The sequence below is a fragment of the Lentzea rhizosphaerae genome, from assembly GCF_042649515.1.
Classification (GTDB): domain Bacteria; phylum Actinomycetota; class Actinomycetes; order Mycobacteriales; family Pseudonocardiaceae; genus Lentzea; species Lentzea aerocolonigenes.
Window position 1 is genome coordinate 25,185 of record NZ_JBHRZI010000015.1, and the last position, 18,717, is coordinate 43,901.

At 69.5% G+C, this 18,717-nt stretch carries 17 protein-coding genes; 10 read left to right on the top strand and 7 right to left on the bottom strand.

The features are described from left to right. The first annotated feature begins 2 nt into the window (after positions 1-2). The gene (locus ACFOWZ_RS17010; RefSeq protein WP_382373519.1) at positions 3-602 is read left to right on the top strand and encodes a helix-turn-helix domain-containing protein; all 600 of its coding nucleotides are present in this window, start codon (positions 3-5) and stop codon (positions 600-602) included. On the opposite strand, the gene ACFOWZ_RS17015 is transcribed toward ACFOWZ_RS17010, so the two are convergent. Continuing rightward, positions 599-1,423, bottom strand: coding sequence for a hypothetical protein (locus tag ACFOWZ_RS17015; RefSeq protein WP_382373521.1), 825 nt, complete (start codon positions 1,421-1,423; stop codon positions 599-601). The genes ACFOWZ_RS17010 and ACFOWZ_RS17015 overlap by 4 nt on opposite strands. A gap of 157 nt (positions 1,424-1,580) precedes the next feature. Between ACFOWZ_RS17015 and helR the strand changes: the two genes are divergently transcribed. From helR to ACFOWZ_RS17030, 3 genes are all read left to right on the top strand, one after another. Beyond that, positions 1,581-3,752 (top strand): RNA polymerase recycling motor ATPase HelR, encoded by a 2,172-nt coding sequence (helR, locus tag ACFOWZ_RS17020; RefSeq protein WP_382373523.1) that lies wholly within the window; start codon positions 1,581-1,583, stop codon positions 3,750-3,752. Between the two features lie 82 nt (positions 3,753-3,834). After that, positions 3,835-4,608, top strand: coding sequence for an LppU/SCO3897 family protein (locus ACFOWZ_RS17025; protein ID WP_382373525.1), 774 nt, complete (start codon positions 3,835-3,837; stop codon positions 4,606-4,608). A gap of 14 nt (positions 4,609-4,622) precedes the next feature. Next, a complete protein-coding gene (locus ACFOWZ_RS17030; RefSeq protein WP_382373527.1) occupies positions 4,623-5,393 on the top strand; it encodes an LppU/SCO3897 family protein in 771 nt (256 codons plus the stop codon). Positions 5,394-5,442: 49 nt separating this feature from the next. Here ACFOWZ_RS17030 and pdxS read toward each other — a convergent pair whose 3' ends face one another. Then, positions 5,443-6,336, bottom strand: a complete 894-nt coding sequence (gene pdxS / locus ACFOWZ_RS17035) for a pyridoxal 5'-phosphate synthase lyase subunit PdxS (protein ID WP_030466183.1) — start codon at positions 6,334-6,336, stop codon at positions 5,443-5,445. Positions 6,337-6,581: 245 nt separating this feature from the next. Between pdxS and ACFOWZ_RS17040 the strand changes: the two genes are divergently transcribed. Beyond that, positions 6,582-8,639, top strand: a complete 2,058-nt coding sequence (locus ACFOWZ_RS17040) for an elongation factor G-like protein EF-G2 (protein ID WP_382373529.1) — start codon at positions 6,582-6,584, stop codon at positions 8,637-8,639. Positions 8,640-8,688: 49 nt separating this feature from the next. Here ACFOWZ_RS17040 and ACFOWZ_RS17045 read toward each other — a convergent pair whose 3' ends face one another. The 3 genes from ACFOWZ_RS17045 to ACFOWZ_RS17055 all read right to left on the bottom strand — a co-directional run bounded on the left by ACFOWZ_RS17045 (position 8,689) and on the right by ACFOWZ_RS17055 (position 12,213). Then, a complete protein-coding gene (locus ACFOWZ_RS17045) occupies positions 8,689-9,336 on the bottom strand; it encodes a hypothetical protein (protein ID WP_382373531.1) in 648 nt (215 codons plus the stop codon). 100 nt (positions 9,337-9,436) lie between these two features. Beyond that, positions 9,437-10,918 carry a CoA-acylating methylmalonate-semialdehyde dehydrogenase gene (locus tag ACFOWZ_RS17050; RefSeq protein ID WP_382373533.1) on the bottom strand — a complete coding sequence of 494 codons (1,482 nt, stop codon included), beginning with the start codon at positions 10,916-10,918 and terminating at the stop codon, positions 9,437-9,439. An 11-nt stretch (positions 10,919-10,929) separates the two neighbouring features. Then, entirely contained in the window at positions 10,930-12,213 is a 1,284-nt protein-coding gene (locus ACFOWZ_RS17055; protein WP_382373535.1) for an aspartate aminotransferase family protein, read from the bottom strand. A 106-nt stretch (positions 12,214-12,319) separates the two neighbouring features. Between ACFOWZ_RS17055 and ACFOWZ_RS17060 the strand changes: the two genes are divergently transcribed. Beyond that, positions 12,320-13,912 carry a PucR family transcriptional regulator gene (locus ACFOWZ_RS17060; RefSeq protein WP_382373537.1) on the top strand — a complete coding sequence of 531 codons (1,593 nt, stop codon included), beginning with the start codon at positions 12,320-12,322 and terminating at the stop codon, positions 13,910-13,912. A gap of 60 nt (positions 13,913-13,972) precedes the next feature. Here ACFOWZ_RS17060 and ACFOWZ_RS17065 read toward each other — a convergent pair whose 3' ends face one another. Then, a complete protein-coding gene (locus ACFOWZ_RS17065; protein WP_382373539.1) occupies positions 13,973-14,428 on the bottom strand; it encodes a hypothetical protein in 456 nt (151 codons plus the stop codon). A gap of 127 nt (positions 14,429-14,555) precedes the next feature. Here ACFOWZ_RS17065 and ACFOWZ_RS17070 point away from each other — a divergent pair, with 127 nt between their 5' ends. The 3 genes from ACFOWZ_RS17070 to ACFOWZ_RS17080 are packed head-to-tail and all read left to right on the top strand — an operon-like array spanning position 14,556 to position 16,486. Beyond that, complete coding sequence (locus ACFOWZ_RS17070) at positions 14,556-15,263, top strand: MerR family transcriptional regulator (RefSeq protein WP_382373541.1); 708 nt, start codon at positions 14,556-14,558, stop codon at positions 15,261-15,263. 59 nt (positions 15,264-15,322) lie between these two features. Continuing rightward, positions 15,323-15,925, top strand: coding sequence for a class I SAM-dependent methyltransferase (locus tag ACFOWZ_RS17075; RefSeq protein ID WP_382373543.1), 603 nt, complete (start codon positions 15,323-15,325; stop codon positions 15,923-15,925). A 51-nt stretch (positions 15,926-15,976) separates the two neighbouring features. Continuing rightward, a complete protein-coding gene (locus ACFOWZ_RS17080) occupies positions 15,977-16,486 on the top strand; it encodes a hypothetical protein (RefSeq protein ID WP_382373545.1) in 510 nt (169 codons plus the stop codon). A gap of 328 nt (positions 16,487-16,814) precedes the next feature. On the opposite strand, the gene ACFOWZ_RS17085 is transcribed toward ACFOWZ_RS17080, so the two are convergent. After that, positions 16,815-17,282, bottom strand: coding sequence for a hypothetical protein (locus ACFOWZ_RS17085; RefSeq protein WP_382373547.1), 468 nt, complete (start codon positions 17,280-17,282; stop codon positions 16,815-16,817). Between the two features lie 531 nt (positions 17,283-17,813). On the opposite strand from ACFOWZ_RS17085, the gene ACFOWZ_RS17090 reads away from it, so the two are divergent. Next, entirely contained in the window at positions 17,814-18,470 is a 657-nt protein-coding gene (locus ACFOWZ_RS17090) for a DUF2637 domain-containing protein (RefSeq protein WP_382373549.1), read from the top strand. Positions 18,471-18,717 lie beyond the last annotated feature (247 nt).

An 18,717-nucleotide genomic window follows, 5' to 3' on the forward strand; every position in this document is an offset into this window, starting at 1 on the left:
CGATGAACACCAGACGGGTGTTCGTCAAGCCGAACGGATGGACTTCTGTGTCGAACGCACCACTCGACCTCATCGCGGCCAACCTCCGCCGTGAGCGGGATCGCACCGGCATGTCGCTGACCGAGCTCGCGCGCAAGGCGGGAATCGCCAAGTCGACGCTCTCCCAGCTGGAGTCCGGCAGCGGAAACCCCAGTGTGGAGACCCTGTGGGCCCTGGGCGTGGCGTTGGGCGTCCCGTTCAGCCGCCTGGTCGAACCGGCCGTGCCCCGCGTCCAGGTGATCCGCGCCGGCGAGGGCCCGGTCATTCACTCCGAACGCGCGCACTACTCGGCAACGCTGCTGGCCGCGTGCCGTCCGGGAACCAAGCACGACATCTACTGGCTCGCGCTGGAGCCGGGTGGGGCGCGCGAGTCCGAGCCGCACGTGCCGGGCAGCGTCGAGCACATGATCGTGGCGTCGGGGCGGTGCCTGGCGGGGCTCGCGGACGACCCGGTCGAACTGGGACCGGGCGACTACATCGTCTATCCCGGGGACCTGCCGCACATCTGCAAGGCGCTGGAGCCGGGGACGACTGCGATGATGGTGATGGAGCACACGAACTAGCTCAGTTCGCGGAACAGCGTGCGCAGCCAGGGTTCGGTGAGCGCGGGCTCGCCGTCGATCGCGCGGGCGATCATTCGCCGGACCTCCCTGGTGCGCCCCGATTGCACGAGGTGCACGGCCTCGGCCAGGGCCTGGCGCGTGCGCTCGTCGTGCTTGGCCTCCGGCAGGTACTCGCGCCACCGGTGCAGCTTGTAGGGCCACGTCAGCTTGGGCTGGTGGTTGCCGAAGTAGGACCAGACGAACTCGTCGAGCGACACGTTCACCACGGCGGAAGCGGGCAGGCAGCGCGTCCACTCTGCGTGCTGCTGCCAGCGCCACGTGTTCGGGCTGGTCTTCTCGCGGCTCGTGACGCCGAGGAACCGGAGCTTGCGCCGGATCGCAGGCCACGTCTCGCGTTCCCCGGTGATCCAGTCGTCGAGCAGCCCGAAGAGCTTCGTGAACGTCGAGCCCGCGTGCACCACGTCGACGAACGTGACGGGCCGGTCGCGCCTGGCCAGCGCGGCGGGCGTGACGCCGATCTCCGCGAGCATCTCGCGGGCGCGCGTGAGCTCCGGGGAGGCGAGACCGCGCCCGCGCTCGAACGAGAACGGCAACCGGTGCAGGACGCGGTCCGTGTCCTCCAACGCTCCGCTGAGCAGGTCGAACATCGAGTCGAGCGACCGTCCGACGAACACGAGGTCGCCGTTTCCGCTGCGCGCCAGCACCTTGCCGGAGCACTCGGCGAGGTCGTCGAGGTACCACGTGTCGGGTTCGGCGGTGCCGTCGAGCAACGACCCGAGCTGGTCGGGCGTCACGAGGTCCCAGCGGTACGGCAGGTTCACACGGCAATGATGAACCCCGGCCGCAAACGAAAAAGAGGGAACGGATCTCCGTTCCCTGCCCCTATAACCGTATAGCAGACGGGGGGCCTTGCCACAAGACCCCGTGCATCGTTCACACTCATCGCTCATGCCAGAACACAGGCGCACTGGGGATCACGTGGGTTACGAAGAAGAACTGCAGTCCGAACGCGACTACGTGGCCGGTCTGTACGCACGGCTCGATGCCGAACGCGCGCGCGTGAAGGCCGCGTACCAGTCAGCACTGGGTGGCACCGGCGAGACCGCCATGGACCGCGACAACGAGGTGCGCGCCCGTCACCGCGAGATGAAGCGGCTCAACGTGGCCGACTACGGCCTGTGCTTCGGCCGGCTGGACGGCGTCGACGGTGACCAGTCCTACATCGGCCGGATCGGGCTGTTCGACGAGGACAACGACTTCGAGCCGGTGCTGCTCGACTGGCGGGCACCGGCCGCGCGGCCGTTCTACACCGCCACCGGCGCGAACCCCGAGGGCATGAGCAGGCGCCGCCAGTTCCTCACCCGCCGCCGCAGCGTGGCCGCGTTCACCGACGAGGTGTTCGGCAGGCTCGGTGAGGAGCAGGGTGACGTGGCGCTGCTCGAGGCGTTGAACGCGCCGCGCGGCGAGGGCATGCGCGACATCGTGGCGACGATCCAGGCCGAGCAGGACGCGATCATCCGGCTCGACCACCCCGGTGTGCTGGTGATCGAGGGCGGTCCCGGCACCGGCAAGACCGTCGTGGCGCTGCACCGCGTCGCGTACCTCATGTACACGCAACGCGAACGCATGGAACGGCACGGTGTGCTCGTCGTCGGCCCGAACCCGGCGTTCCTCAACCACATCGGCCGCGTGCTGCCGTCGCTGGGCGAGTCCGACGTCGTGTTCACGACCACCGGCGGCCTGCTGCCCGGTCTGTCCGCTGTGGACGAAGACACCCCGGACGTGGCGCGGCTCAAGGGTTCGCTGAAGATGGCCGGCGTGCTGAAGGCCGCCGTCGCCGCGCGCCAGAAGCTGCCGTCCGAGCCGATTCCCATCGGGATGAAGGACGTCGTCGTCCCGATCACCGCGGACGTCGCCGAATGGGCCCGGCAGGAGGCGCGTGACAGCGGCCTGCCGCACAACGAGGCCCGCAAGGTGTTCCGCGAGATCGTCACGTACGTCCTGACCGAACGCGCGATCGGCCGGATCGGGAAGGGCTGGATGTCCCGGTCCGACAAGGTCGCCTGGGAGGAGATGCGGGCAGGCCTGACCAGGGACCTGGCCGACGACGACAACTTCGTCGCGGCGCTCGACTCGCTGTGGCCGATCATGACGCCGTTCGAGCTGCTGGGCGAGCTGTACGCGTCGCCGGAACTCCTGGCGGAGGCGGGCGGCGACCCGTCGCTGCACCGCGCCGAGGGCTCGCCCTGGACGGTCTCGGACGTGCCGTTGCTCGACGAGCTGCACGACCTGCTGGGCCGTGACGGCACCGAGCAGGCAGTCGACCAGGCGGCTGCGGCGGAACGCCAGGCCGAGGCCCGCTACGCCGCCGAGGTGCTCGACAGCCTGATCAGCCGCGCTGATCACATGGACGACGAGGACCACCTCTTCGCCACGGACATGCTGACGGAGCAGGACCTGGCGGAGCGCTTCGAGGAGCACGACCAGCGCACGCTCGTCGAACGCGCGCTCGCGGACCGGAGCTGGACCTACCGGCACGTCGTGGTCGACGAGGCGCAGGAACTGTCCGAAATGGACTGGCGAGTGCTGATGCGCCGCTGCCCCGGCCGTTCCTTCACGGTGGTGGGAGACCTGGCGCAGCGTCGTGCGGCGGCGGGCGCCACGTCGTGGGGCCAGATGCTGGACCCGTACGTGAAGGGCCGTTGGGAGTACCGTTCGCTGACGGTCAACTACCGCACGCCCGCGGAGATCATGGCCGTGGCGGCCCGCGTGCTCGCCGAGTTCGCGCCGGACGTGCAGGCGCCGGAATCGGTGCGCGCCAACGGTGTCCAGCCGTGGGCGCGGCAGATCGCCGAGTCCGAACTGGCGGCCGCGATCGAGGAGTTCGAGCTCGTGGAGGCGGGCTTCGAGGGAACGAGCGTCGTGATCGGCCCGCCCGGCGTGCCCGGCACGGTGCCCGCCGCGGAGACCAAGGGCCTGGAGTACGACTCGGTGCTCGTCGTGGCGCCGGAACGGATCCTGGCCGACGGCCCGCGCGGCGCGGCGGAGCTGTACGTGGCGCTGACCCGAGCCACGCAACGGCTCGGTGTGCTGCACCACGAGCCGCTGCCCGCCGCGTTGTCCGGATTGGCGGAGACGGTGCGGACCTGAGGTCCTAGGATGGGCGGAAGTCTGGGGGGACTGCTCGCGTCGGCCAGACGATCACATCCGCGTCCACGCCGAGGGGGCATCCATGACGACTCCGCCCATCCCACCCGCCACGCCGGAAGGGCCCGCCACACCGGAAGGGCCCGGCGAACCGGAAGGGCCCGGCGAAAGAGCGAACGTGTGGGCCGCGCCCACGGGACTGCCCGCCCAGCCACCCACCCAGGCGGCCGGTTCGCCACCTGGGTGGCCCGCACCGCCCACCCAACCGCCCGTCACCCCCTCGAAGCCTGCCTCCCGTGTCGGACTGGTGATCGCGAGCGTGCTCGGTGTGCTGCTGCTGGGGATGATGTCCTTCGTCCTCTACTGGTTCTCCAAGGACGGCGGCCTCAACACCGCCATCAGCACCACCCCGAGCCCCACAGTCACGACCTCCGCCCTGCCGCAGGCGAAGGTCGGCGACTGCGCGAAGGTGTCAGGAGCATCGTTCAACATCAAGTACGAACCGGTCTCCTGCGAGGGCGACCTGCACAACTACACGGTGAGCAAGGTGCTCGGCTCGCAGAGCGAGAAGTGCGGCGAAGACCGTGAGTCCTACACGAAGTACCACGGCTACTCGGGTCGCAAGAGCGTGAACCTGTGCCTGATCCCCGTGTTCACCGATGGCCAGTGCTACAACTTCACGGCCGCCTCGCTGAACGCCGAGTTCCAGACGGCGCCGTGCGGCGGGCTCCAGGTGGTGAAGGTGAAGGTGCTCACCGACACCGCGGACAAGGCCGCGTGCGGCGAGTCGCCCGCGCTGGCGCTGGCGTACCCGGAGATCAAGACCACCTACTGCTTCACCGACACCTACGGCCGCTAGTCCTGGGGGACCCCATGACCACACCACCGCACGAACCCGAGCGTCCGAGACCCTCGGACCTCTACGAACCACCCGGCACCGACCCGTTCTCCGCCTACGCCCCACCCCCGGAGCAGCAGCCGCCGCCGCCCCCGTCCGCCACGAGGCCCATCGGTGTGTACGAGGTGCCGGAGCCGATGCTCCCCGTGGCACCGCACCGGGAGTCCGGCGCGGGCGTGAAGATCGTGGCCGTGCTGGCGGTGTTCGCACTGGCGTTGGGCGGTCTGGTCTTCTGGCTGTCCACGAAGGACACGATCGAGTTCGGCGGCGGTGACCGCCCGCAGAAACCGGTCGCCGCCCCGACAACGACGACTCCGCCGACCACGACGTCGAAGGCGCCACCGTTCGCGGAGGTCGGCGACTGCGTGCTGATGACAGGGACCTCGATCCAGCCCGACTACAAGAAAGTCACGTGCGGCGAGCACAACTACACCGTCAGCAAGGTCGGGACGTCGTCGAAGGACAAGTGCGGCGAGCCGACCGACGGGTACGTGCAGTACCAGAAGATCAGCGTGCTGGAGAGCCTGTCGGTGTGCCTGATCCCGGTGTTCGCCGACGGTCAGTGCTACGACTTCACGCTTGCCCAGCTCCAGGCGAACGCGCCGAAGAAGGACTGCGGCAGCTTCGGCGCGGTGCGGGTGAAGGTGCTCGCGAACACCGTGGACAAGGCGGCGTGCGGGGGCGACCCGCAGCTGGCGCTGGCGTACCCGGAGATCAAGACGACGTACTGCTTCTCTCCGGCCTGAAAACGACGAAGGGCGCACCCGCGACGGGTGCGCCCCACTTCGAGAAGCCCTACCAACCGCGCTCGGCCAGGCGGTGCGGCTCGGGGATCTCGTCGACGTTGATGCCGACCATGGCCTCACCCAGGCCGCGCGAGACCTTGGCGATGACGTCCGGGTCGTCGTAGAAGGTCGTGGCCTTCACGATGGCCTCGGCGCGCTGGGCCGGGTTGCCGGACTTGAAGATGCCGGAACCGACGAACACGCCCTCGGCGCCGAGCTGCATCATCATCGCGGCGTCGGCCGGGGTCGCGATGCCGCCCGCGGTGAACAGCACCACGGGGAGCTTGCCGTTCTGCGCGATCTCCTTGACCAGCTCGTACGGCGCCTGGAGCTCCTTGGCGGCGACGTACAGCTCGTCCTCGGGGAGGTTCTGCAGGCGGCGGATCTCCTGGCGGATCTTGCGCATGTGCGTGGTGGCGTTGGAGACGTCACCGGTGCCGGCCTCGCCCTTGGAGCGGATCATGGCCGCGCCTTCGGTGATGCGGCGCAGGGCCTCGCCGAGGTTCGTCGCACCGCAGACGAAGGGGACGGTGAACGCCCACTTGTCGATGTGGTTGGCGTAGTCGGCCGGGGTCAGCACCTCGGACTCGTCGATGTAGTCGACGCCGAGGGACGCGAGGACCTGGGCCTCGACGAAGTGACCGATGCGGGCCTTGGCCATCACCGGGATCGAAACGGCGTTGATGATCCCGTCGATCAGGTCGGGGTCGCTCATGCGCGCGACGCCGCCCTGGGCGCGGATGTCCGCGGGCACGCGCTCGAGCGCCATGACGGCGACGGCGCCCGCGTCCTCCGCGATCTTCGCCTGGGTGGCGTCGACCACGTCCATGATCACGCCACCCTTGAGCATCTCGGCCATGCCGCGCTTGACGCGGGCGGTACCCGTGACCTGATCAGTGCTCACCTGGGCAACCTTTCACGAGGGAAGTCTTGGTGAACCCATCCTACGTCTGACGTGGCCACCTCACCCAAGCCACTGGAGCCCGGAACCAGAAGGCCACTTTCCGATCAACCGCAGGTCGTGACCACTGTCACTCGCTCGTTCGTGAAACGTACTCGCGAGCCGGTTGGCGTCCAGTCGGGTCTCCGCACTTGTACCGGACGGTGAACGGGTGTGAGATCGAACACTACGACTTGACGGAGGTCGCCATGGGAAGCAAGAACTCCGACAACGGGACACCGGCAGGCGCGGTCGCTGTGGACGACCCGGCCAAGGTCCGCAACGTCGTGCTCGTTGGCCCGTCCGGTGCGGGCAAGACGACGCTCACCGAGGCCCTGCTCGCCGCCACCGGCGTGCTGAACCGCGCGGGATCGGTCACCGAGGGCACCACGGTCTGCGACCACGACCCGGCCGCCGTGCGACAACAGCGATCGGTAGGCCTCGCCGTAGCCCCGATCCAGCACGGGGACATCAAGATCAATCTGATCGACACCCCCGGATACGTCGACTTCGTGGGTGAGCTCAGGGCAGGACTACGGGCCGCGGACGCGGCCCTTTTTGTTGTCAACGCCTTCGAGGGCGTCGACGCGGCCACCATCGCACTGTGGGAGGAGTGTGCGCTCGTCGGCATGCCACGTGCCGTTGTCATCACACGCACAGACCACCACCGCGCGAACTACGGCAACGAGGTCATCGAGTGCCAGGCGGCGTTCGGTGCGGGCGTCGTGCCGCTGTACATGCAGGAGGGCGACTCGCTGGTCGGGCTGCTGACGTCCGGTGAGAACTACCCGGACGAGCGGGCGGCGTTGATCGAGGGAATCATCGCCGAGAGCGAGGACGAGACCCTCATGGACCGCTACCTGGCGGGCGAGGAGATCGACCAGGACACGTTGATCGCCGACCTGGAGACCGCCGTCGCACGCGGCTCCTTCCACCCCGTGATGCCCGTGTGCGCCGCAACTGGAATGGGCCTCACAGAACTGTTGGACGGCATCGCGCGCGCGTTCCCGTCACCGCTGGAGCACGAACTTCCGGCTGTGACGTCAGTGGACGGCATCCCGCAGCCCCGCATGGCCGCCGACCCGGCCGGGCCACTCGTCGCCGAGGTCGTCCGCACCGCAGTGGACTCCTACGTCGGTCGCGTGTCGCTGGTCCGCGTCTTCTCCGGCACGCTGCGCCCGGAACGTCCAGTGCACGTGTCCGGCCACGGCATGGCCGACCGCGGCCACGAGGACCACGACGCCGACGAACGCGTGGCCCACATCTACTCGCCGCTGGGCGCGACCCTGCGCGAGGTCCCGTACTGCGTCGCCGGCGACCTGTGCGCGCTGACCAAGCTGACCACCGCCGAGACCGGCGACACCGTGTCCGCGCCGGACAAGCCGTTGCTGATGGCGCCGTGGGACATGCCGGAACCGCTGCTGCCCGTCGCGGTCGTGCCGCGCACCCGCAGCGACGAGGACAACCTGGCCCGCAACCTCAACCGCCTGGTCGCGAGCGACCCGACGCTGCGCCTGGACCGCAACGCCGAGACGCACCAGATGGTCCTGTGGTGCATGGGCGAGGCCCACGCGGACGTCGTGCTGGCCAGACTGCGCGCGGGCGGCGCGGAGATCGACACCGAACCGGTGCGCGTGGCGTTGCGGGAAACGTTCGCGGGGTCCGCGAAGGGCCACGGCAGGCACGTGAAGCAGTCCGGAGGCCACGGCCAGTACGCGGTGTGCGACATCGTGGTCGAGCCCCTCCCCCGCGGCTCGGGCTTCCAGTTCGTCGACAAGATCGTCGGCGGCGCGATCCCGAACCAGTTCATCCCGTCCGTGGAGAAGGGTGTGCGGGCACAGCTGGAGAAGGGCCTGCACGACGGCACACCGGTGGTCGACGTCCGCGTGACCCTCGTCGACGGCAAGGCGCACTCGGTCGACTCGTCGGACGCGGCGTTCCAGACCGCGGGCGCACTGGCGCTCAAGGAAGCGGCGGCCGCCGGGCGCACGACGTTGCTGGAGCCGATGGACGAGGTCGCGATCCGCCTGCCCGACGAGCACATGGGCACGGTGCTGGGCGACCTGTCCGGCCGGCGCGGCCGCGTGCTCGGCACCGAGGCCGACGAGGGCGGGCGGACGGTGATCCGTGCGGAGGTGCCGTCGTCGGAGCTGCTGCGGTACGCAATCGAGCTGCGGGCGATGACGTCGGGCACGGGGACGTTCACGCGCCACTTCTCCCGTTACGACCCGTTGCCGGAGGCGTTGGCGGCGCGCGCCGGCAAGTAGAGCCGCACACGCGGGAGAGCCTTCCGCCGTCGCGAAGGCTCTCCCGCGGCTACGCGTACCAAACGCCGGAGATCGGTCCCCTCTTCTCCGCCAGCCTGGTCTGAGCGGGAATCTGGCCGTCCTCGGGAACGCCGCGCACCCGCACGTACAGCGTCGCCGGTGGCAGCCCGACGGTCTGCAGCCAGCCCTGGCCGAAGACGTGGCCCCCGGCGATCAACGCCTCCTTCACGCCGTCCGGCGCGTACGGCTCGTAGAAAGCCTGGCTCAGCGTCTCGTTGGTGTCCGCGTACGCATAGCGAGCCGCATACGCGTAGTTGTCGTGCAGCCACACGTAAAGCACCACAGGCTTGCTCAACAGCTTCTCGAACCACGCCGCGGACGCCGCCGCCAGCTCGTCGATCGTGCCCTCCGCCGTGAGCCCGTACTCGGACGGCTGCTCCGGGAGGTCCCAACCGCAGACGAACCGATCACCCACCAGGCGATCGCCGTGGAAGTGCACCCCGAACTCCTCGAAGAGGACGTCGTCGGAGAGCGACACCGCCGCGATCAACGGACCGTCCTCGCTGGGAACGAGATCCGACGAGGCCTTCTCCGCCGACCAGGAGGTGGCGCGGGCGCGCAGGGCAGCGGCGAACGCGCGCTCGGACTCGGTGAAGTCCTCGGGGTCTTCCAGCTCGAACCAGCGATGATCGGTCACGCGCCGACGGTAACTGCCCGGCTGTCTGCGGCACGAACCATTACTCGGCGCGCGCAAGCAGGTAGGTCCCGTCGGCCCGCAGCCGACGTCCAGCAAGGCTCTACGTGTTCTGCGGGAACCCCAAATTCACCCCACCGTGCGACGGGTCCAGCCACCGCGAGGTGACCACCTTCGACCGTGTGAAGAAGTGCACGCCGTGCGGCCCGTACGCGTGTGCGTCGCCGAACAGCGATTCCTTCCACCCGCCGAACGAGTAGTAGGCGACCGGCACGGGGATCGGCACGTTCACGCCGACCATGCCCACCTCGATCTCGTTCTGGAACCGGCGTGCGGCGCCGCCGTCGTTGGTGAAGATCGCGGTGCCGTTGCCGTAGCGGTTGGTGTTGACCATCTCGACGGCTTCTTCGTAGGTCTCGCAGCGCACGACCGACAGGACCGGGCCGAAGATCTCGTCGGTGTAGATCGACATGTCCGTGCCGACGTGGTCGAACAGCGTCGGGCCGAGCCAGAAGCCGCTCGCCTCGCCGTCGATCGGGTGCTCGCGGCCGTCGACCACGAGCGACGCGCCTTCCGCCACACCCGTGTCCAAATAGGACGTCACCTTGTCCCGGTGCACGCCGGTGACGAGCGGTCCCATCTCGCACGACGGGCCGGAACCGACCTTCACGTCGGCGATCCGTGACTTGATCTTCCCCACCAACTCGTCACCGACGGGGCCGACCGCCACGACCACCGAGATCGCCATGCAGCGCTCCCCCGCCGAACCGAAGCCCGCGGACACCGCGGCGTCCGCGGCCAGGTCGAGGTCGGCGTCGGGCAGGACGACCATGTGGTTCTTCGCGCCGCCCAGCGCCTGCACGCGCTTGCCGTGCGAGGTGCCCGTCTCGTAGACGTAGCGGGCGATCGGGGTCGAGCCGACGAACGAGATCGCCTTCACGGTCGGGTGTTCCAGCAAGCGGTCCACGGCCACCTTGTCGCCGTGCACGACGTTCAGCACGCCGTCGGGCAGGCCGGCCTCGGCGAACAGCGACGCGATGAAGTTCGACGCCGACGGGTCCTTTTCGGACGGTTTGAGCACGACGGTGTTGCCGCACGCGATCGCCGTCGGCACGAACCACAGCGGCACCATCGCCGGGAAGTTGAACGGCGAGATCACGCCGACCACGCCGACCGGCTGCTGGATCGAGTAGACGTCGACGCGGGTGGACGCGTTCTCGCTGAACCCGCCCTTGAGCAGCTGCGGGATCCCGCACGCGTACTCGACGGACTCCAGCGCGCGCTGGATCTCGCCACCCGCGTCGGACACGACCTTGCCGTGCTCGGAGCTGACGATCTGGGCGAGCTCGCCCTTGCGGTCGTTGAGCAGCTCCCGGAACTTGAACATCACCGTCGAGCGCTGCGCCAAGGACGCGTTGCGCCACGACGCAAACGCTTCCGCGGCCGACGAGACCGCCGCGTCCACTTCGGACACCGAGGCGAACGCGACCTGTGACGCCACCTTGCCGGTCGCCGGGTCGTAGACGTCACCCGCGCGTGAGGGAGCCGAGTCCCAGGGCTTGCCGTTGATCCAGTGTTGAATCATTTTGGGCTTGATCACGCCTTCTCCACCGCCTGCGCCAAGATTCCCAACGCCTCTTCCAGCTCGTCCTCGGTCAGCGTCATCGGGGGCGCCAGCCGGATCACGTTGCCGTACAGGCCGCCCTTGCCGACCAGCAGCCCGCGCGCCTTCGCCTCACTCAGCACCACACCGGCCGCGCCGGGGTTCGGCTCGCCCTCCGGCCCGACGAACTCGACGCCGACCATCAGGCCCTTGCCGCGCACGTCGCCGATCACCGGGTACCTCTCGGCGAGCGAGCGCAGGCCGCCGAGCAGCCGCGAGCCGAGCTTGGCCGCGTTGGCCTGCAGGTCGTGCTCCAGCAGGTAGTTCACCGTGGCGAGCGCGCCGGCCGTGGAGATCGGGTTGCCGCCGAACGTGGAGATCGAGTTGGCGGTGATCGAGTCCATCAGGTCACCGCGCGCGACCACGCCGCCGATCGCGAGGCCGTTGCCGAGCCCCTTGGCGAACGTCATCGCGTCCGGCACCACGTCGTGCGCCTGGATGCCCCAGAAGTGCTCCCCGGTGCGGCCCCAGCCGGTCTGCACCTCGTCGGAGATGAAGAGAATGCCGTACTCGTCCAGGACGTCCTTGAACGCCCGGAACAGGCCGTCAGGCGGGGAGGTGAAGCCGCCGACGCCCTGGATCGGCTCGGCGATCATGCACGCGACGTCACCGGACGTGGTGGTCTCGATGATCTCGCGCAGGTCGTCGACACAAGCCTTGATGTAGTCGGCGTCGCTCAACGACTTGAACGGCGAGCGGTAGCGGTAGCCGCCGTGGACCCAGCTGACCTTGATCGGCGACAGCGCGGACGCCGACCAGCCGCGGTTGCCCGTGATGGCGACCGTGGCGAACGCACGCCCGTGGTAGCTGTTGCGCAGGGCGAGCACCTGTTCGCTGCGGCGCGCCTGGGTGGCGAGCATCAACGCGGTCTCGTTGGCCTCGGTGCCGGAGTTGGTGAAGAACACCTTGGCGTCGGGGATGCCGCTCAACTCGGCGATCTTCTCGGCGAGCTCGACCTGTGACTTGATCAGGTAGAGCGTCGAGCTGTGCAGGACGCCGGTGTCGAGCTGCGCCCGGATCGCGTCGCTGATCTCCGCGACGTCGTAGCCGATGGCGTTGGTCAGGATGCCCGCGAAGAAGTCCAGGTAGGTCGTGCCCTCGCGGTCGGTGACCCGGCGCCCGCTGGCGCTCGCGATCTCGATGGGCTCGTCGTAGTAGAGGGCCAGCCACTTCGGCATCACCGCGCGGTGTCGTGCCAGCAGCTCCTTGTGGGCCATCACGTCCTCCAGGCGTCAGCTCCTGCACTGGAGTTTGCTGGGACGCCAGGTTCGCCGCCATGCACAACCTGTACCCGGATCGGCTGGTTGGCATTACGTTGTGTCCATGTACCCGACAGTGGCCGACGTCGTCGCTCTCCCCGTGATCAGACAGGGAAAGCCGCGTCTGGTCGCGGGCTCCGCCGGTCTGAGCCGACGTGTCCGATGGGTGCATGTGGCGGAGATCGCAGACATCGCGCCGTTGCTGCGCGGCGGCGAGCTGGTGCTCACCACCGGCGTGATGCTGCCCGAGTCGGGCCTCGCCCGCTACGTCGAGGAGCTCGCCGCCGTCGGCTGCGCCGGACTGGTCGTCGAACTGGGGCGGCGGTGGCGCGACGACGTGCCGGCCGCGCTGGTCACCGAGGCGGAACGGCACGGGTTACCGCTGGTCACGCTGTCCGAGGAGACGAAGTACGTGGCCGTCACCGAGGCGGTCGTGGGCCTGATCGTGGACGCCCAGCTGGCCGAGCTGCGGGCCGCGGAGCAGGTGCACGAGACGTTCACCGCGCTGACGGTCGCCGGTGCCGAGCCCGCCGAGGTGCTGCGCGAGGTGGCACGCACGTCCGGGCTGCCGGTGGTGCTGGAGACGCTCGGGCACGACGTGCTCGCCTACGACGCGGCGGGGCACGATCCCGTGACGCTGCTGGACGACTGGGCGGCGCGGTCGCGTGCCGTCACGGTGTCCGAACGGACCGCCTACGACACCGAGTCCGGGTGGCTGATCACGATCGTCGGCGCGCGCGGCGCCGACTGGGGACGGCTCGTGCTCGTGTCACCGGAGCCGCCGCCGCACCGGCACGTGGTGGTCGCCGAGCGCGCGGCGTCCGCATTGGCCGTGCACCGCCTTGTGGCGCGTGATCGCGAATCGCTCGAACGGCAGACGCACCGGACGTTGCTCGCACAGCTGCTGGGCCAGTCGCCGCAGGCACCCGACCTCGGCGCGCGGGCGGCGGCGCTGGGCGTGCCGCTCGAACGGCGGCAACTGATCGGTGTGGCCGTGCGGCCGATATCGGTGCTGCACGGGCAAACGCTTGCTACACAAGAAGTACTGCGTGATCTGGCAGAAGCGACCGCATTGGCCGGACGACGCGTCACGGTCGCAGCACTGGTCGGCGTCGTGGACGACACGTCTGTCCGTGCGTTGCTCTCGGTGCCGATGACCGTTGGCGTGGAAGGGGTGCTGCGCAAGGTCGCGCGCGAGATCCACCGCACGGCGGCGTCGACAGTGGTGATCGCCGTGGGCACGACCGTGACGACCACGACGGACGTCAGGCGGTCGCTGGGCGAGGCCGCGCACGTGGCCGGCGCGGCGTTGCGTGCGCCGGGAACGCAGCTCTACCACCGGCTCGACGACGTGCGGCTGCGCGGGCTGCTGCACCTGCTGCGCGAGGACGAGCGGGTGCGGGCGTTCGCGGACCGCGAGCTGGGGCCGTTGCTGGCACGGGACTCCGCGCAGGGCTCACGGCTCGTGGAGCTGCTGCGGTGCCTGTGCGAGAACGGCGGCAACAAGTCCGCCGCCGCCGGTGCCGCGCACCTGTCGCGGACGGCGTACTACCAGCAGCTGGCGCGGATCGAGCAGGTCCTGGGCGTGTCGCTGGAGGACCCGGAGTCCGTGCTCTCGCTGTACGTAGCCCTACTCGTCCACGAAATGGGCCCGTGACGGATGAACGGCGCATTCGTGCACCTGAGGTGGACAAATGCGCCGTTCATCCAGAACGACTCAGCCGTTGATGGTCGGGAAGGTGCCCGACAGCACGTTCGGGTTCGGCACGACACCGTTGGTCGGCAGGTCGGACAGGCTCGGGGCCTTCAGGTCACCGACGTGCGCGTTGCCGGCCAGGGCCTCGGCGTTCGGCAGGGCAGGAAGGGTGCCGAGCTCGGGCGCGATCGGGTTCGGCACCGTGCGCTCCTGCGCGGCACCCGGCAGCGCGGGCAGGGCCGGCGCGGCGGGCAGGTCGTTCACCACGGGCGCCTTGACCTGGCCGAGGTGCACGGCACCGGCCGACTCGAGAGGGTTGGCGTGCTCGGTGGCGTCGGAGATCACCTTGTCCGCGCCGACCTCGGGGAGGCCACCGTTCAGCTGCGGCACCTCCACGGCGTTGGCCGAGCCCGCGAGCAGCGGGGCCGCACCGGCGGCGAGAAGGGCGGCGGCGCGGAACAGTCCGGAACGAGACACAGTTTTCCTCAATCTGGTTTGGGGACCGATCTTCGTTTTCATCGGCGCATTCGGTTCGGAAATTGATCCGCTCGATCGGGTGTTCAGGGCTTGAACCTCACGCCACGGGAGGTCCTACGGTCGTCTCGTGACCCGTTGGAGCATCGGTGACCTGGCCAAAGCGAGCGGACTGACCGTCCGCACGCTGCACCACTACGACGAGATCGGACTGGTCGTCGCGTCCGAGCGAACGACATCCGGTCACCGTCGGTACACCCCGGAGGACGTCCGGCGCCTCTATCAGGTGAGATCGCTGCGCCAGCTCGGTCTTTCGCTGGACGAGGTCCGGTCGGCACTGTCGCGTTCGGACTCGCTGCGGCCGATCTTCCAGGCCCAGCTCGCCGCGTTGACCGCGCAGGCCCAGCAGGTGGAGGCACTGCGGTCGCGGCTCACCGCCCTGCTCGACGGGCACACCACCGAGTCCCTCCTGTCCACTTTGGAGATGATGTCCGTGCACGAGAGCTACTTCACCGCCGACCAGCTCACCGACCTGCGCTCCCGCGCCGCCGCCCTGGGCCCCGAGGCCGTGGAGGCGTTGAAGACCTCCTGGCTCGAGCTGGTCAAGCAGCTGCGGCAGCACATGGCCGACGGCACGCCCGCCACCGACCCGCGCGTGGTGGAGCTGTCGCGGCAGTGGGACGCGCTGGGCGCCCGGTTCACGGGCGGCGACGCGGCGATCCAGGCCGCGGCGCAGCGGTCGTGGGACGAGAACAAGGCGTCGATCAGCGCGCAGATCGGGTGGCCGGCCGAGGACGGGCTGGTCGACTACGTGACTCAGGCGCGCGCCGCGCAGTGACGTTGCCGAACCGGCAAAATCGCCGGGTGGGTCTGCGATCGGCGCGGTAGAACACCGTCATGTCCGCTGATGACCGACGCCTGCAAGCAGCCAACCCGACCGGTTGGTTCGAAGATCTCTACGCGGAGGCCGCGGCCGGCACGGCCTCCGTCCCCTGGGACCAGCCCCACCCGCAACCGCACCTCGTCGAGTGGGCCGACGGTGTCGACGGCACCGGCCGGAGCGCCCTGGTCGTGGGCTGTGGCTACGGCCGCGACTCGGAGTTCCTGGCGTCGCTCGGCTTCGACGTGGTCGCGTTCGACATCTCCCCCACCGGCATCGCGACCGTCCAGGCGCGCTACCCGGACTCGAAGGTCACGTACGTGGTCGCCGACCTCCTCGACCCGCCCGCGGAGTGGCACCACGCGTTCGACCTGGTCGTGGAGAACATGACGGTGCAGGCGCTGCCCGTCGACCTGCACGCGAAAGCCACCGAACGCGTCGCGTGGCTGACCGGGTCGGAGCTGCTCGTGCTAGCCGTGGCCCGCGACGAGGGTCCGGTGCCCGACGGCCCGCCGTGGCCGCTCACGCCGTCCGAAATCCAGGCGTTCGCGACCGATGGCCTGACCTCGCGTTCGACCAGGCGCGACAACGGCAGGTGGGTCGCGGAGTTCGTGCGGTAACTGGCCATGAACTGACCACTTATGACGGACTTTCCCGCCATAGCGTGAATCATGCTCGTTCGTCGGCTGCTCGCCCGTCTGCTCGACTGGTTCCTGGTGCTGGTCGTGGCGTGGCCGTTGGTCCACGAACCCGTGCTGGTGGTGCTCTGTGCGGCCGTGTACGACGCACTGCTGCTGCGCGTGAACACCTTCGGCAAGGCCCTCGTGGGTCTGAGGGTCGTGGGCCCCGCGTCCGGTCTCAGCCTCAGACAGGTGCTGGCCCGCACGCTCGTCACGACCGCGCTACCCGGCGCGGGCGTGGTGCTCGTGCTGACCGGTCTGGGCTGGCGGGAGCCCGCGCTGATGGCGGGCCTCGGCTGGCAGCAGCCGTGGGTCGTCATCGGCGAGCACCTGGAGGTCGCCTCGGCGGGGTGGGTCGGCTCGCTGCTGCTGGTGAGCGGACTGGTGCTGCTCGTGCTGACGCTGGTGGAGGCGCTCGACCTGCGTGGGACGCGGACGTGGCACGACCGGAAGGCGGGCACGGCCGTGATCCGCGTCCCGATGGCAAAATCCCGCCGGTGATCGAACAGCTCACCGGAGGTCGCCTGTCCTCCGGTGTCTTCCGGTCGGGGAACGAGGTGCACAGGCCCCGGTCCGATTTCGCCGCGTCCGCGCTGACCCTGCTGGAGAGCAGGGGCTTTCGCGGAGCTCCCCGGTTTCTCCGGCGCACAGGCGAGACGGACGTCCTCTCCTTCGTCCCGGGACACGTTCCGCCCCGGTTCCGTCCGCCCCGCAACGTGCGGTCTGGACGTCGCGCGCTGCTCCCGCCGATCGGATCGAGTAGAGCAGGCGGGAACACGCGTTCGTGCACCTGCATCGGGACGTGTTCGACCGCGAACTGGCCTGAAGCTCAAAGCCGGCGCTCGATGAACCCCAACGCCTCGGGCAGCACGCGGCGCCAGTAGCCGCCGTCGTGCCCGCCGTGCTCGAACGACCCCTCCGCGCGCACCGCCCGTGCCAGGTCCCGCGCCGGGTCGTGGAACGGGTCCTCCTGCCCGCACCACACGCCGACCGGTGACGTGATGGCCGCCGTGTGCCGCAACGGCTCGTGCTGCTCCCACACCTCACGCGAGGCGAACCCGTTGATCCGCACGGCGTCCTCCCACGTCGAGAAGAGCGCCGGGCTCACCGCCTTCAGCGGGCGCCGCGAGGCAATGTCCAGCACGCCGAACCCGCCCATCGACACGCCCAGGGCCGCGTCGAACGGCACCGGCGGGGTCAGCCCGACCCAGTAGTCGTCGCCGCCGTTGACCACCGCACACCGGAACGCGCGACCGTTCAGGAACTGCGGCAGGCCGAGCGACTCCCACCACGACACGCTGCCGCGCGCCCGTCACGAGGCTGCTCGAGGCGGAGGATGCGGCTGAGCGAGCGAGGTCAAGCCTGGCCGCGACGGGCAACCTACCGGGGGTCCGGGGGCGAAGCCCCCGGCTGGGGTCTGGGGGCTCGGCCCCCAGAAAACACTCGAAGGGCGAGGGGTCTGCGCTTTCCGCAGACACACCTCGCCCTTCGCCCTTCGATGCCCCCGGCGCGCCTCGTACAATGTCTACACGCGCCCGCACCCGCCGTGAACTGCAGGTTTCCGCCACCGTGGAGGTCCCACGTGGCCGCCGCTGTCGCGCTGGCGGTGATGCGCGATGAACCCGAACGAGATCATTCATGGCCTGACGGACCTGCAGGCTGACGGCCTGGCCTGCCCAGTATGCGGAGCGAACTACCTACAGGTCGTGGTTGCGTCGGTCCCCGTTGGGCGCTCGGTGACCGGCTCCCAGGTCCACGCCTGCGTCGGGGAGTGTGCCGAGTCAGCCAGGGCAGCGATCGAGGCTGGGCACCGAGCAGGTGGTGCACGATGACTGCCACCGCTCGCCGGGACCGTTCGCTGTGGGTGCAGTGCGCTTGCACGGCTCTGGTCGCGCTCGGCGCGGCATACGCCTCGTACCGGCACGGGCGCGAGTTCGCGCTCCGCTTCGGCGCGGACGAGACAACCGCAGCGATCTGGCCGCTGATCGTGGACGGCTTGTTGACCACGGCGACGGTGGAACTGTGGAAGACCGGTCGCGGCGGCGGGCGTTGGAAGGCTTGGCTGGCGTTCGCGTTCGGTATCGTGCTCTCGCTGTGCGCCAACGTTGCCGCGGCCCCGGAGTTGAGCGTGTTCGCTGTGGCGGTCGCGGCGTGTCCGCCACTGGCACTTCTCCTCGCGGTCGAGCTGCTCAACCATGCACTCAGGCGGAACCGCGCCGAGACAACGAACGAGACCGACACCGACACTGCCGAGACGGGTGAGACCGGAGTCGAGACGGCACCGGTGGTGCGTCTCGCGGCGGTCCCGAACGAGGCTCGCCCGGCGACGGAGCCGACCGCCGAACAGAGAATGTGGGCGTACTTCGTGACCGAACGAGCCAAAGGCCGTGCACCCACCGGCGCGGAGTTGGACCGGCTCGCGGGCACGAACAACTACGGCCGCAAGGTGCTACGCAGGTGGCGACAGACGGGGAGCATGTCGTAAGTCATCCGCAGCCCGAGTAGCCGTGGTGAACGACGAGCGCCGCTGGAAGAGGCTTCCCGGTTCCTCGCCACAAACATGGAAGTGGTGGAGAGGCTTACGGGCGACACGCTGGGCTGCGTTGAGCTGATCGGGGACCTGAGGCTCGCACTATCCGTAGTCATGCAAAAATCATGATCAGGGGAGCCTCACTTAGAACGTGGCGCTGCCGCGTCGGTTGCTCGGGTTGGACGGGCTGCGGCTGGTGGTC

Coding starts and splice junctions, on each gene's coding strand:
- ACFOWZ_RS17010 (WP_382373519.1), top strand. CDS start 3: ATGAACACCAGACGGGTGTTCGTCAAGCCGAACGGATGGACTTCTGTG.
- ACFOWZ_RS17025 (WP_382373525.1), top strand. CDS start 3,835: ATGACGACTCCGCCCATCCCACCCGCCACGCCGGAAGGGCCCGCCACA.
- ACFOWZ_RS17030 (WP_382373527.1), top strand. CDS start 4,623: ATGACCACACCACCGCACGAACCCGAGCGTCCGAGACCCTCGGACCTC.
- ACFOWZ_RS17040 (WP_382373529.1), top strand. CDS start 6,582: ATGGGAAGCAAGAACTCCGACAACGGGACACCGGCAGGCGCGGTCGCT.
- ACFOWZ_RS17050 (WP_382373533.1), bottom strand. CDS start 10,918: ATGATTCAACACTGGATCAACGGCAAGCCCTGGGACTCGGCTCCCTCA.
- ACFOWZ_RS17055 (WP_382373535.1), bottom strand. CDS start 12,213: ATGGCCCACAAGGAGCTGCTGGCACGACACCGCGCGGTGATGCCGAAG.
- ACFOWZ_RS17060 (WP_382373537.1), top strand. CDS start 12,320: ATGTACCCGACAGTGGCCGACGTCGTCGCTCTCCCCGTGATCAGACAG.
- ACFOWZ_RS17075 (WP_382373543.1), top strand. CDS start 15,323: ATGTCCGCTGATGACCGACGCCTGCAAGCAGCCAACCCGACCGGTTGG.
- ACFOWZ_RS17080 (WP_382373545.1), top strand. CDS start 15,977: ATGCTCGTTCGTCGGCTGCTCGCCCGTCTGCTCGACTGGTTCCTGGTG.
- ACFOWZ_RS17090 (WP_382373549.1), top strand. CDS start 17,814: ATGACTGCCACCGCTCGCCGGGACCGTTCGCTGTGGGTGCAGTGCGCT.